General features: G+C 70.4%; 11 protein-coding genes. 7 read left to right on the forward strand and 4 right to left on the reverse strand.

Features of this window, described 5'->3' with window-relative positions; translation table 11 throughout:
- Positions 1–13: 13 nt before the first annotated feature.
- Both ACIO5E_RS07905 and rpsF read right to left on the reverse strand, forming a co-directional pair.
- The gene (locus tag ACIO5E_RS07905) at positions 14–625 is read right to left on the reverse strand and encodes a single-stranded DNA-binding protein (RefSeq protein WP_400664880.1); all 612 of its coding nucleotides are present in this window, start codon (positions 623–625) and stop codon (positions 14–16) included.
- Positions 626–721: 96 nt separating this feature from the next.
- Positions 722–1,012, reverse strand: coding sequence for a 30S ribosomal protein S6 (gene rpsF, locus ACIO5E_RS07910; RefSeq protein WP_063348486.1), 291 nt, complete (start codon positions 1,010–1,012; stop codon positions 722–724).
- Positions 1,013–1,328: 316 nt separating this feature from the next.
- Here rpsF and ACIO5E_RS07915 point away from each other — a divergent pair, with 316 nt between their 5' ends.
- The 3 genes from ACIO5E_RS07915 to ACIO5E_RS07925 all read left to right on the forward strand — a co-directional run bounded on the left by ACIO5E_RS07915 (position 1,329) and on the right by ACIO5E_RS07925 (position 4,007).
- Positions 1,329–1,628, forward strand: coding sequence for a hypothetical protein (locus tag ACIO5E_RS07915; protein ID WP_400664881.1), 300 nt, complete (start codon positions 1,329–1,331; stop codon positions 1,626–1,628).
- 212 nt (positions 1,629–1,840) lie between these two features.
- Positions 1,841–2,959 carry a peptidoglycan bridge formation glycyltransferase FemA/FemB family protein gene (locus ACIO5E_RS07920; protein WP_280673863.1) on the forward strand — a complete coding sequence of 373 codons (1,119 nt, stop codon included), beginning with the start codon at positions 1,841–1,843 and terminating at the stop codon, positions 2,957–2,959.
- Between the two features lie 13 nt (positions 2,960–2,972).
- Positions 2,973–4,007, forward strand: coding sequence for an alanine racemase (locus ACIO5E_RS07925; RefSeq protein WP_400664883.1), 1,035 nt, complete (start codon positions 2,973–2,975; stop codon positions 4,005–4,007).
- 9 nt (positions 4,008–4,016) lie between these two features.
- Here the strand turns inward: ACIO5E_RS07925 and ACIO5E_RS07930 are convergent, their stop codons facing one another.
- A complete protein-coding gene (locus ACIO5E_RS07930; RefSeq protein ID WP_400664884.1) occupies positions 4,017–5,591 on the reverse strand; it encodes a glycosyltransferase family 87 protein in 1,575 nt (524 codons plus the stop codon).
- Positions 5,592–5,746: 155 nt separating this feature from the next.
- A complete protein-coding gene (locus ACIO5E_RS07935; RefSeq protein ID WP_400664885.1) occupies positions 5,747–8,296 on the reverse strand; it encodes a transglycosylase domain-containing protein in 2,550 nt (849 codons plus the stop codon).
- A 449-nt stretch (positions 8,297–8,745) separates the two neighbouring features.
- On the opposite strand from ACIO5E_RS07935, the gene ACIO5E_RS07940 reads away from it, so the two are divergent.
- The 4 genes from ACIO5E_RS07940 to ACIO5E_RS07955 all read left to right on the forward strand — a co-directional run bounded on the left by ACIO5E_RS07940 (position 8,746) and on the right by ACIO5E_RS07955 (position 12,883).
- A complete protein-coding gene (locus tag ACIO5E_RS07940) occupies positions 8,746–9,447 on the forward strand; it encodes a PadR family transcriptional regulator (RefSeq protein ID WP_400664886.1) in 702 nt (233 codons plus the stop codon).
- A gap of 126 nt (positions 9,448–9,573) precedes the next feature.
- Positions 9,574–10,656: an inositol-3-phosphate synthase gene (locus tag ACIO5E_RS07945; protein WP_400664888.1), complete on the forward strand. Its 1,083-nt coding sequence runs from the start codon at positions 9,574–9,576 to the stop codon at positions 10,654–10,656.
- 136 nt (positions 10,657–10,792) lie between these two features.
- Positions 10,793–12,130 carry an MFS transporter gene (locus ACIO5E_RS07950; protein WP_400664890.1) on the forward strand — a complete coding sequence of 446 codons (1,338 nt, stop codon included), beginning with the start codon at positions 10,793–10,795 and terminating at the stop codon, positions 12,128–12,130.
- Between the two features lie 90 nt (positions 12,131–12,220).
- Positions 12,221–12,883 (forward strand): hypothetical protein, encoded by a 663-nt coding sequence (locus ACIO5E_RS07955; RefSeq protein ID WP_400664892.1) that lies wholly within the window; start codon positions 12,221–12,223, stop codon positions 12,881–12,883.

Consider the following 12,883-nt stretch of genomic DNA (forward strand, 5'->3'; position numbering starts at 1 on the left):
AATCTGTCAGCTCTTAGAACGGGGGCTCTTCCGAGTAGCCGCCACCGGACGGGGCACCCCAGCCACCGCCACCGCCGCCCTGCTGGCCGCCGGAGGGAGTGCTGGACGCCCACGGGTCGTCGGAGGGGCCGGCCTGGCCGCCGCCGGAGTTTCCACCCCAGCTGCCGCCGCCCTGCTGACCGCCACCGCCGCCCCAGCCGCCCTGCTGGCCGGCGCCGCCGCCCTGCTGGCCGCCGAAGCCGCCACCGGGGCCGCCGGACCGGTTGGCCCGGGTGACCTTGGCGGTCGCCGAACGCAGGCTCGGGCCGACCTCGTCGACCTCGACCTCGAAGACCGTCCGCTTCTCGCCTTCCTTGGTCTCGTAAGACCGCTGGCGCAGTCGGCCCTGCACGATGACGCGCATGCCGCGCTGCAGCGACTCGGCCACGTTCTCCGCCGGCTGCCGCCAGACGTTGCACGTGAGGAAGAGGCTCTCGCCGTCCTTCCACTCGTTCGTCTGACGGTCGAAGGTGCGGGGGGTGGACGCGATACGGAACTTCGCGACCGCCGCACCCGACGGGGTGAAGCGCAGCTCGGGGTCGTCGACGAGATTGCCGACGAGGGTGATGACGGTCTCGCCTGCCATGGTGGTGATGACCTCTCGGGAAGATGTCCGTTCACCGCTGTTTCACGTGAAACAGCGGTCGCGAGCTACCCGAGACCCGAAGGCCTCAGAGGTGGCTCAGTGGGTGTCCGGGCGCAGGACCTTGGTCCGCAGAACCGACTCGCTCAGGCCCATCTGGCGGTCGAGCTCCTTGACGACCTCAGGCGTGGCCTTGAGGTCGATGACCGAGTAGATGCCCTCGGACTGCTTGTTGATCTCGTAAGCCAGACGGCGACGACCCCAGGTGTCGACCTTCTCCACCTTGCCGCCCGCGTTGCGGACGACGGTGAGGAAGTTCTCGATCAGGGGGGAGACAGCGCGCTCCTCGACCGAGGGGTCGAGGATGACCATCACCTCGTAGTGACGCATGGGTAACCCACCTCCTTTGGACTCAACGGCCACGGTCTCTCCGTGGCAGGAGGGTTGTGCAGCGTCGGCACCGGAGCAGTGACGACACCGGCCCACCGTAGCGGCCGGGTCCGACAGTCGGCCCCCGCTCACCCGGTGGGGCGGTCGCCCGGAAGAGGGCGCAAGGGGGCACAACTACACCAGTGCAGATGGCACAGCCTACCCGCACCCGTACGGCCGAACAAAACGCATAGGGGTTGTGAGACCGGCCCAACCGCCGCAATCTGGACGGAACGGGATTCCTGCCCGTTCGTTTCCACGCCAGGAGGTGGGACTCATGGCCCAGTCCGTCCACCGCATGCCCGCGCTCACCCTGAACACCGACGGCCACCCGCACCCCCGGGAGAACGCCCTGGTCGGCCTCACCGCCGTGCTGGGCGTGATCGCCTTCACCACCTCGTTCTTCCACAACCTGCACCTGCTGACCTCGTGGACCGGCCTGTTCGGGATCATCACGGGGCTGCTCGGCATGTTCGTCTCGGTCACCACGGCCGAGCGCTTCGTGCTGATGATCACGCTCGGCGCCTCCGCCGTCGGCTTCTACCTCGGCGTCGCCCGCGGCGGCCTCTGGGGCTGAGCCGCCCCGCCGGACCGCTCCGCTCCGGTCGGACGGCCCCACCGGACCGCCCGCGCGGAACCCTCGGCGCCCCCGTGACGTATCTGCAAGAAGACAGGTACGCGACGGGGGCGCCGTCGCGCCCGCAGCGGCGGGTGCCCGGGCCCCGGACGATAGGGTCAGCCCGAGAACCTGGGGCCCACCGCAGCCCGACCGACGAGGAGCACCGAGCAATGAGCCTGCGCCTGAGGACGATCACCCGCGAGGAGCACCTCGCCTTCATCAGGAGCCGCGCCTCGGCCAGCCACATGCAGGTGCCGTCGTGGGGCGACGTGAAGGCCGAGTGGCGCTCGGAGTCGATCGGCTGGTTCGACGACGCCAACCAGCTCGTCGGCGCCGGCCTGGTGCTCTACCGCCAGCTGCCGAAGCTCAAGCGCTACCTCGCCTACCTGCCCGAGGGCCCGGTCATCGACTGGTTCGACCGGGACCTCGACCGCTGGCTCTCCCCGATGCTGGCGCACCTGAAGTCGCAGGGCGCCTTCTCCGTGAAGATGGGCCCGCCCGTCGTCATCCGCCGCTGGAACGCCCCGACCATCAAGGAGGCCATCGCCGCCAAGCAGGCCAAGCGCCTGCGCGACGTCGAGGCCGACTGGTACGAGGCGCGCGCCTTCGAGGTGGCCGACCGGCTGCGCAAGTCCGGCTGGCTGCAGGGCGAGGACGGCGGCGCCGGCTTCGGCGACGTCCAGCCCCGCTACGTCTTCCAGGTGCCGCTGGCCAACCGCTCGCTGGACGACATCCAGAAGGGCTTCAACCAGCTCTGGCGCCGCAACATCAAGAAGGCCGAGAAGAGCGGCGTCGAGGTGTACCAGGGCGGCTACGACGAGCTGCCGATCTTCCACCAGCTCTACCTGGTGACCGCCGAGCGCGACAAGTTCACCCCGCGCCCGCTGGCCTACTTCCAGCGGATGTGGAAGGCCCTCACCGCCGAGGACCAGAACCGCATGCGGCTCTACATCGCCTACCACGAGGGCGAGCCGCTGGCCGCGACCACGATGCTGGTGGTCGGCGAGCACGTCTGGTACTCCTACGGCGCCTCGGCCAACCACAAGCGCGAGGTCAAGCCGTCCAACGCGATCCAGTGGCGGATGATGCGCGACTCCTACGCGCTCGGCGGCGGGGTGTACGACCTGCGCGGCATCAGCGACACCCTGGACGAGAACGACCACCTGTTCGGCCTGATCCAGTTCAAGGTCGGCACCGGCGGCCAGGCGGCCGAGTACCTCGGCGAGTGGGACTTCCCGCTCAACAAGCTGCTGCACAAGGCCCTCGACCTCTACATGTCCCGCCGCTGAGGAGGCTGCCCCGATGACGCTGTCCCTCTACCTCGACACCGAACGCTGGCGCACCCACCAGCGATCCGTCCTCGCCGAGTTCCCCGGCCTGGTGCCGGTCGCCAAGGGGAACGGCTACGGCCTGGGCAACCACCGGCTGGCCGAGGAGGCGACGCTGCTCGGCACCGGGGTGCTGGCCGTCGGCACCGCGTACGAGGCCGCCGACGCCGCCGAGTGGTACGGCGGCGAGCTGCTGGTGCTCACCCCGTACCGGGTCGGCGAGGAGGCGCTGCCGCTGCCGCACGCCCGGGTGATCCGGACGGTGGCGAACCTGGACTCGCTGCGGGCGCTGCACGGCTCCCGGGTGGTGGTGGAGTGCATGACCTCCATGCGCCGCCACGGGGTGAGCGCCGCCGACCTCCCGGCGGTCGCCGCCGAGCTGGCCGGCGTCGCCTTCGAGGGCCTGGCGCTGCACCTGCCGATGGACCGGCCGGACGGCTCCAGCCCGGTCGAGGAGGTCGCCCACTGGGTGGACACCGCCCGGGCGGCCGGCGTGCCGGTGCACACCGTGTACGTCAGCCACCTCGGCGCGGCCGGCATGGAGCAGCTGGCCCAGCGCTACCCGGACATCGTCTTCCGGGCCCGGATCGGCACCCGGCTCTGGCTGGGCGACCACGGCGCGCTGGAGGTCCGGGCCACGGTCCTGGACGTCACCCCGGTGAAGAAGGGCGACCGCTACGGCTACCGCCAGCACCCGGCGCCGTCCGACGGCCACATCGTGGTGGTGGCCGGCGGCACCGCGCACGGCATCGGCCTGGAGGCGCCCAAGTACGTCCAGAGCATGGCCTCGCGGGCCAAGGGCATCGCCCGGGCCGGCCTGGCGACCGTCAACAAGACCAAGTCGCCGTTCCACTGGGCCGGCAAGCAGCTCTGGTTCGCCGAGCCGCCGCACATGCAGGTCTCGCTGCTGTTCCTGGACGGGGAGACCAAGCCCCCCGCGATCGGCGACGAGCTCGGCCTCCAGGTACGGCACACCACCACGCACTTCGACCGCGTGGTGGACCGCTGACAGCTGGTTCTACTTCTCGGCCGGCTCCGACAGTTCGGGCTCGTTCAGCCACTGCTCGGAGCCGGCCGGCGCGTATCCGGCGTAGCTCTCCTCCTCGCGCAGCGCCCGGGCGGCGCCGACCACGAACACGTCCGGGGCCCGGTCGAGCACCCCGCCGGACGGGTCGTCGCTGCCGTCCAGGCGCACCGGGTCGCGGTCCGGCAGCAGAATGTCGCGGACCACCAGGGCGACCAGGTAGAGCGTCCCCAGCAGGTGCAGCACGACCGCGAAGTGGTACCAGGACTCGCCGATCCCGTGCTGCTTGGTCCCGGTGACGAAGCCCAGGTGGGACCAGATGCCCAGGGTGTACAGCACCTCGCAGGCCTGCCAGACCAGGAAGTCCCGCCAGCGCGGCCGGGCCAGCACCGCGAGCGGCAACAGCCAGAGCGCGTACTGCGGCGAGTACACCTTGTTGACCAGCACGAACAGGGCGACCACCAGGAAGGCCAGCTGCGCGAAGCGCGGGCGGCGGGGCGCCGAGAGGGCGAGCCACGCTATGGCCAGGCAGCCCAGCACCATGAGCACGCCGATGTAGAGGTCGAGGTCGGTCAGTCCCGTGCCCCGGGCCTGCATCAGGATCAGCCAGAACGAGCCGTAGTCCTCGGCGCGGTGCTTGCTGAAGACGTAGAAGGTCGACCAGCCCTGCCAGTTGGCCGCCATGATCGGCAGGTTGACCAGCAACCAGGCGCCGACCGCACCACCCAGCATCACCCGGAACTCGCGCCACTTCCCGGCCCGCCAGCAGAGCACCAGCAGCGGGCCGATCAGCAGCACCGGATAGAGCTTGGCCGCGGTGGCCAGGCCGATGAAGACGCCCGCCCAGCCGGGCCGGGAGCCGGCCCACCAGGCCATCGCCACGGCGGCCAGCGCGACCGCGAGCAGGTCCCAGTTGACCGTGCCGTTCAGCAGCAGGACGGGCGCGAGCGCGAACAGCAGGGCGTCCCAGGGGCGGCGGCGGTGGGTGCGCGAGAGCGCCACCACGGCCACCACCGCGCAGGCCATCAGCATCCCCGCGTTGATCGCCCAGAACCAGCGCTCCTGGTCCTGCTGGGTGCCGGCGCCGGGCGTCAGCCAGGCCGCGACCTGCATGAACAGGCCGGTCAGCACCGGGTATTCGAGGTACTGCAGATCCCCCGAGGTGCCCGGGATGCGGTCCACGTACGGGTGCAGCCCGGCCGAGAAGCCGCGGCCGGAGAACAGGTGCGGGATGTCGCTGTAGCAGGCGTGGATGTACTGCGGCGAGCCCGGCTGGAACCAGGCCTGGTTGTAGCAGGGCGCCTTCTGCACCATGCCGAGCACCGAGACCACGATCACCGCCAGCGCCAGGAAGCGCGCCGGGATCCACCAGGAGACGCCCAGCAGCGCCCGGCGGCCCGGCGGGCCGCCGATCACCTCGCTGCCGGCCGCCGCCACCGGGTCCTCGTCGGCCGGGACGACCACGGTGTTGACCGGCGGCGCGGCCGTGGCGACGGCCGTCGGCGCCGGCCCTGCGGCGTCGCCTGGCCCGACCGGGCCGGCGGATTCGTCACGATCGCTCGACGTCATGCCGGACATCCTGCCGCACCGGCCCCACCAGGACGAGGAGGCCCCCGCAACGGGCCCGGCCCCCGTCGCCCGGGGTGCGGCGAATCATGACGAAACGGCGGTGGCGGCCCTCCGGAGAGGACCGCCACCGCCGTTCATCCGCTCTGCGGATGGCCTCAGGGCAGCAGGGCGCCGCCCTGTGCCCCGCCCGTGCTGGACGGTGTCGGCGGCTTGCCGCTCGGCTTGCCGCTCGGCGGCGGGGTGTCCGTCGGCGGCGTCGTGGGCGGCGGCGTGTGACAGCCGAGGATGCCGCAGCTGCTCGTCGGACCGGGGTTGGTCTGCGTCGGCGTCTGGCTCGGCTGCGCCGGGCAGTCCACGCCCGGGACACAGCCCGGGCCCTGGGTGGGCGCGGGCGGCTGCGGCGGGTTGTTGCCGGCCGGCGGGGGCTGGTTGGCGGTCGACTGCGTCGTGGGCGGGGCCGACGGGGTGTCGGTCATCGTCGGCGAGGACGTGGGGGACGCGGTGCTCGGGGCCCCGGAGGAGTCGACCTCGGTGCCGACCGGGGTCGGCGTCGGGAAGTCCAGCTTCTTCTCGTTGGCCAGCGCGACCTTCATGTACCGGGTGAAGATGTCGGTGGGGATGTCACCACCGTGGATGGACTCCTTGCCGCCGGTGCCGTTGAGCGACAGCCGCTCGTGCTTGGTCGGGTCCTCCCGCCACATCGCGACGCTGGTGACCAGCTGCGGGGTGTAGCCGACCCACCAGGCCGACTTGTTCTGGTCGGTGGTACCGGTCTTGCCGGCCACCGGGCGGCCCAGGGGCTTGGTCTTGGTACCGGTACCGTTGCTCGCCACGTTCACCAGGACGTCGGTGACGTTGTCCGCGACGGCCGGCTCCAGCGCCACCCGGGGCTCCTTCTTGCCGAAGCCCGGGCGCTCCTTGCCGTCCACCTCGACCTTGGTGACCGAGTAGGGCTCGGACTCCTTGCCGCTGGCCGCCAGCGTGCCGTAGCCGGTGGCCATCCGGATCGGGCTGATGGTGGAGGTGCCGAGCGCGAAGGTCGGGGTCTTCGGGTCGGCGAAGCTCTCCTTCTTGATGCCCATCTGCTCGGCGATGTTGGCCACGTTCTGGCCGCCGACGTCCTGGTTCAGCTGGACGAACGGCACGTTGTAGGAGTACTGCATGGCCTGCCGCAGCGAGACGTAGCCGTGCTTGGTGGCGTCCTCGTTCTTCTGCCGGTAGGGCTTGCCGTCGTCGCCGATCACCAGCGAGCCGTCCGGCTTGCGGATCTCGGACAGGTCGTCGGCCAGGTAGCGGCTGTCGGCGTTGATCCGCTTCGGCTTGCCCTTGTCGTCGGTGGCCGTCTGGACGCCGACCTGCATCGCGGTGGCCAGCACGAAGGGCTTGAAGGTCGAGCCGACCTGGACCCCGATGGCGTCGGCGTTGTTGTCGAAGTGGCCGTTCTCCACGCCGTCGCCGCCGTAGAGGGCGACGATCGCGCCGTCCCCGGGGCGGATGCTGGCGGAGCCGAACTGCACCCACTTGTCCAGGTCGGGGCGCTTCTGCAGGTTGAGGTTCTCGCCCTTGACGTCGTCGACGGCCTTCTTCAGGGCGTCGACCTTGTCCTTCTCGAAGGTGGTGTAGACCTTCAGGCCGCCCTTGTCGATCATCTGCTGGGTGATCGTCTTGTCCGTGGCCATCAGGTACTTGTTCGCGGTGTCGACCAGGTAGCTGACCTCACCGTTCATGCTGGAGCTGGGCTTCTGCGGGACCGGGTCCGGGAACGTGGTGCACTTGGCGCGCTCCTCCGGGGTGATGGCCTTGGTCTTCACCATCTGCTCGAGGATCCAGGTCCACCGGTCGTTGGCCCGCTGCTTGTTCTCCGGCTTGGTGGGGTCGAAGTACGCGGCGCCCTTCAACAGGCCCGCCAGCATGGCGCTCTGGCAGACGTTCAGGTCCTTGGCGTCGACCCCGTAGTAGGCCTGCGCGGCGGCCTGGGCACCGTTCGCTCCGCGACCGAACCAGCTGGTGTTGAGATACCCCTTGAGGATCTCGTTCTTGTCCTTCTCCTGGTTGATCTTCAGCGTGATGAAGAACTCCTTCACCTTGCGGCTCAGGGTCTGCTCCTGGCTGAGGTAGGCGTTCTTCACGTACTGCTGGGTGATCGTCGAGGCGCCCTGGGTCTCGCCGCCCTTCGCCATGTTGTAGACGGCGCGGAGCATGCCCTTGGGGTCGATGCCGCTGTCGGTGCGGAAGCTCTGGTTCTCCGCCGCGATCACCGCGTTCTGCAGGTTGGGGCTGATCTCGGAGAGCTCGACGATCTGACGGTTGGTCTCGCCCTTGCGGGTCATCTCCGAGTCGTCGGCCCAGTAGTAGATCGTGTTCTGATCCTTCACCAGGTCGTTCAGCTGCGGGACCTGGGTGGTCTGGTACAGGTAGAAGACCAGGCCGACGAAGGCGGCGAAGACGGTCAGACAGGCCGTCAGCCACTGTCGCCAGGACGGCAGCCAGCGCTTGACACCGGTCTTGCCGAACCGCGGGTAGTCGATGAACCGCTTCTTGCCCGGGCCGGCGGCGACGGCCGCCGATGCGGCGGCGGCACCGCGCCGGCCGCCCTTGCCACCCTTCTGCGCGGCCTTGCGCATCTCGGCACGGCCCATGCGGGGCTGCTGGGCGGTCTCCCGCACGCCCGGTGGGCGGCGGCGGCCGATTCCGTCCGAGTTCAACTCGTCACGGCCGGGTCCGCCCCGACGGTCTCCACCTCCCGGGGGCTGCTGCCCGTCACCGCCCGGGTTGGGCGTCCTTCGCCGTCGTTCGCTCATGTTGCAGCCACTCCTCGCCAGGCGGTTCCAGCCTGAAGGCAGGGTTCACGTCCGATGCCCGCCAACCGCCCTAACCCCGGAGGTGGTCCTCGTGCACACGCGACAGCGTACGCAGCCGTTAATCACACCTAATCGGGCATCAGTCGCCAATGGCCGCAAAACGGCAACAGATCATTACACGCCCGTTGCCAATCACCGCCGCGCGTCGCCTTGTGATCACATTCACGCGTGCCCCCCTTGCCCGTTCCGGGGGCCAGGTTTACTGTTCTCGATATATCGAGCCGATACATCGAAGCGGCATACCGCCGGATGCAGCGGCCGGACGAGGGTCGAGAGGAAGGAGGACGACGGCAGTGGGCAGGCGCTCAGGAGTGCTGGAGTTCGCCGTTCTCGGCCTGCTCCACGACGCCCCGATGCACGGCTACGAGCTGCGCAAGCGGCTCAACGTCCTGCTCGGAACGTTGCGGGCGTTCTCCTACGGAACGCTCTACCCCTGCCTGAAGAGCCTGGTCGCCCAGGGTTTCCTGGTCGAGGACAACCCGGACGTCGAGTACGTCCCGGCCACCGCGCTCAACGGCAAGCGGTCCAAGACCGTCTACCGGCTCTCCCCCGAGGGCAAGCAGCGCTTCGAGGAGCTGCTCGCCGACTCCGGGCCCGACGCCTGGGAGGACGAGCACTTCGGCGTCCACTTCGCGTTCTTCGGCCAGACCGACCGGGCCGTGCGGATGCGCGTCCTGGAGGGGCGCCGCAGCCGGCTGGAGGAGCGCCTGGAGAAGATGCGCAACTCGCTGGCCCGGGCCCGCGAGCGGTTCGACGACTACACCGTCGAGCTGCAGCGGCACGGGCTGGAGTCGGTGGAACGCGAGGTCCGGTGGCTCAACGAGCTGATCGAGACCGAGCGCGCCAACCGCACCGGCCGGACCGGGCCCGCCACCGGCGGGAACACCACCGCCGTACCCCACAAGACTTCGGACGGCCGTGGCCAGGAGGAAGGGTCCCTGGACCCGCCCGGGCCACCGTACGACCGCCCGGGGCGCTCCGACCAGGAGCGCTGACACCGCGTCAGCCCTGTGCCGCGCGGCAGGAGTGGGCGCCTTGCGCCCGTACATGCAGTCATCGAAGAAGCAGGACGAGTGCCGTCGACCCCGGCGGTCCTCATGAGATCACAGGGAGCAACCGGAATGGGTTCGGTTCGCGTAGCCATCGTGGGCGTGGGCAACTGCGCCGCGTCGCTGGTGCAGGGTGTCGAGTACTACAAGGACGCCGACCCGGCCGGCAAGGTCCCCGGGCTGATGCACGTCCAGTTCGGCGAGTACCACGTCCGTGACGTGGAGTTCGTCGCCGCGTTCGACGTCGACGCCAAGAAGGTCGGCTTCGACCTGGCCGACGCCATCGGCAACAGCGAGAACAACACCATCAAGATCTGCGACGTGCCGCCCACCGGCGTCACCGTCCAGCGCGGCCACACCCTCGACGGCCTGGGCAAGTACTACCTGGAGACCATCGAGGAGTCCGACGAGGCCCCGGTCGACGTCGTCCAGGTGCTGAAGGACCAGCAGGTCGACGTCCTGGTCTGCTACCTGCCGGTGGGCTCCGAGGCCGCCGCCAAGTTCTACGCCCAGTGCGCCATCGACGCCAAGGTCGCCTTCGTGAACGCCCTGCCGGTGTTCATCGCGGGCACCAAGGAGTGGGCGGACAAGTTCACCGAGGCCGGTGTGCCGATCGTCGGTGACGACATCAAGTCCCAGGTCGGCGCCACCATCACGCACCGCGTGATGGCCAAGCTGTTCGAGGACCGTGGTGTCATCCTCGAGCGCACCATGCAGCTGAACGTCGGCGGCAACATGGACTTCAAGAACATGCTCGAGCGCGAGCGCCTGGAGTCCAAGAAGATCTCCAAGACCCAGGCCGTCACCTCGCAGATCCGCGACCGCGAGCTGGGCGCCAAGAACGTCCACATCGGTCCGTCGGACTACGTGGCCTGGCTGGACGACCGCAAGTGGGCGTACGTCCGCCTGGAGGGTCGCGCGTTCGGCGACGTCCCGCTGAACCTGGAGTACAAGCTCGAGGTCTGGGACTCCCCGAACTCCGCCGGTGTCATCATCGACGCCGTGCGCGCCGCGAAGATCGCCAAGGACCGCGGCATCGGTGGCCCGATCCTGTCGGCCTCCTCGTACTTCATGAAGTCTCCGCCGGTCCAGTACTTCGACGACGAGGCCAAGGAGAACGTCGAGAAGTTCATCCGCGGCGAGGTCGAGCGCTGAAGTTGACGGCGGGTAGCCGCCGTTAGGGGCCCCGGCCTCACCGAAGGGCCCACGGTCACCGGATCGTGGGCCCTTCACCGTTTCCGGCCGAATGTTTCACGTGAAACAGCGACCGGTTCCATGGCACCCTGGGCGGGTGGCGATCACCGAGAACGGCAGCACCCACCAGTCCGCGCACCGTGCCACGCTTCTCGGCCTGCTCCGCGGTCGGGACTTCCGCCGGCTGCTGACCGCCCGGGTGCTCTCCCAGCTCTCGGACGGCGTCTTCCAGGTCTCGCTCGCCGCCTACGTGGTGTTCTCCCCGGAGAAGCAGTCCTCCCCCGCCGACATCGCCTCGGTCCTGGCCGTGATGCTGCTGCCGTTCTCGGTGATCGGCCCGTTCGCCGGTGTGCTGCTGGACCGCTGGCGCCGCCGCCAGGTGCTCTACTACGGCAACCTGGCCCGCTTCGGACTCGGGCTGGTCACCGGCGCCCTGCTCCTGGCCGAGGCGCCGACCTGGCTGTTCTTCGCCTCGGCGCTGCTGGTCACCGCGCTCAACCGGTTCATCCTGGCCGGGCTGTCCGCCGCCCTGCCCCGGGTGGTGGAGCAGGACCAACTGGTCACCGCCAACGCGCTCTCCCCCACCCTCGGCACGGTCGCCGCCGCCTCCGGCGGGGGCGTCGGCTTCCTGCTGCACCAGGTGATGACCCCCGGGCCGAAGGCGGACGCCGCGCTGGTCACGGTGGCCGCGCTGCTCTACCTGTCGGCCGCGCTGGCCGCCCGCCGGATGGACCGGGACCTGCTCGGCCCGGAGAAGCACGGCGACCGCCCGGCGCTCGGCCAGGCGCTGGTCCGGGCCGCCGTCGAACTCGGCGCCGCCGTCCGCCACCTGGTGCGGGACTGCCGGCCCGCCGTCCACGCGCTGGCCGCCGTCACCGCGGCCCGGTTCTGCTACGGCGTGCTGATCGTGGTCGTGGTGATGCTCTCCCGGTACACCTTCAACGACCCGACCGACAGCGCGGCCGGGCTGGTCACGCTCGGCCAGGCGGTCGGCCTCTCCGCCGCCGGGTTCTTCGTCGCCGCGGTGGTCAGCCCCTGGTGCACCCGGCGGCTCGGCCTGGCCGGCTGGATGACGGTCTGTCTGGCGGCCCCGGTGGTCTTCGTCCCGGCGCTGGGCCTGAGCTTCACCCTGCTGCCCTGCCTGATCGCGGCGCTGCTACTCGGGGTGGTCACCCAGGGCACCAAGATCTGCGCCGACACCGTGGTCCAGGAGTCGGTCGAGGACGAGTACCGCGGCCGGGTCTTCGCGATCTACGACGTGCTGTTCAACGTCGCCTTCGTGGCCGCCGCCCTGGTCACCGCGCTGGTGCTGCCGCTCTCCGGCCGCTCGGTCGCGGTGCTCGCCGGGGTCGCGGCGGTGTACGGGCTCGCGGCGGTCCTCTACCTGCGCGCCGCCCGGCGCCACGGCCCGCTCCCCGGTGACCAGCACTCCTGAAATCCCCTGGGCACCGGTGGCGTCCGACCGACTCGCTAAGGTACGTCAGATCTGTCGGAGCGACAGCACTCCGCCTCGGGGGACGAACTGATGAGCACACCGCCCGGCCCGTACGGGCCGCCGCCGCCGTACGGGCAGCCGCAGCAGGCCCCGCCCGGCTTCGGGCCTCCGCCGCCGTACGGGCAGCAGCCCCCGTACATCCCCTCGCAGCCGCAACCGCAGCCCGGGGCGCCGCAGCCCGCCCCGCCCGGCTTCGGGCCGCCCCCGGCGTACGGCCAGCAGCAGCCCGGCTACGGCGCCCAGCCGCCGTACGGGCAGCAGCCCCCGTACGGCCAGCAGCCGCCCGCCGGTCCGTACGGCTATCCGCAGCCCGCCCCGGCCGCCGGCGCGCCCGGTGGGGGGAAGCGCGGCGTCAAGGCCCGGCTGAAGGCCGTCGGCGTGGTCGGCGGCTGCATCGCCCTGGCCGTCGGCTACTTCGTCAGCGGCCCGGCCGTCAGCAGCGCCAAGCCCGGCGACTGCGTCCGGGTGAGCGGTACGCGCGATGTCGAGATCGTCAAGTGCACTGACTCCACAGCGAATTACCGAGTGCTGTCGAAGTTCGACGACACCACCGACGTGAACCGCTGCCGCCAGACACCGCAGACCACCAGCGCCGTCTCGGGCAAGAGCGGGCGCCGCTGGAACAAGAAGCGGTACGTGCTCTGCCTCGGCCCGATGGCCCCCGCCGGCACCCCGCCGGTGAAGAAGTCCTGA

It is taken from the genome of Kitasatospora sp. NPDC087314 (assembly GCF_044744365.1).
Lineage (GTDB): Bacteria > Actinomycetota > Actinomycetes > Streptomycetales > Streptomycetaceae > Kitasatospora.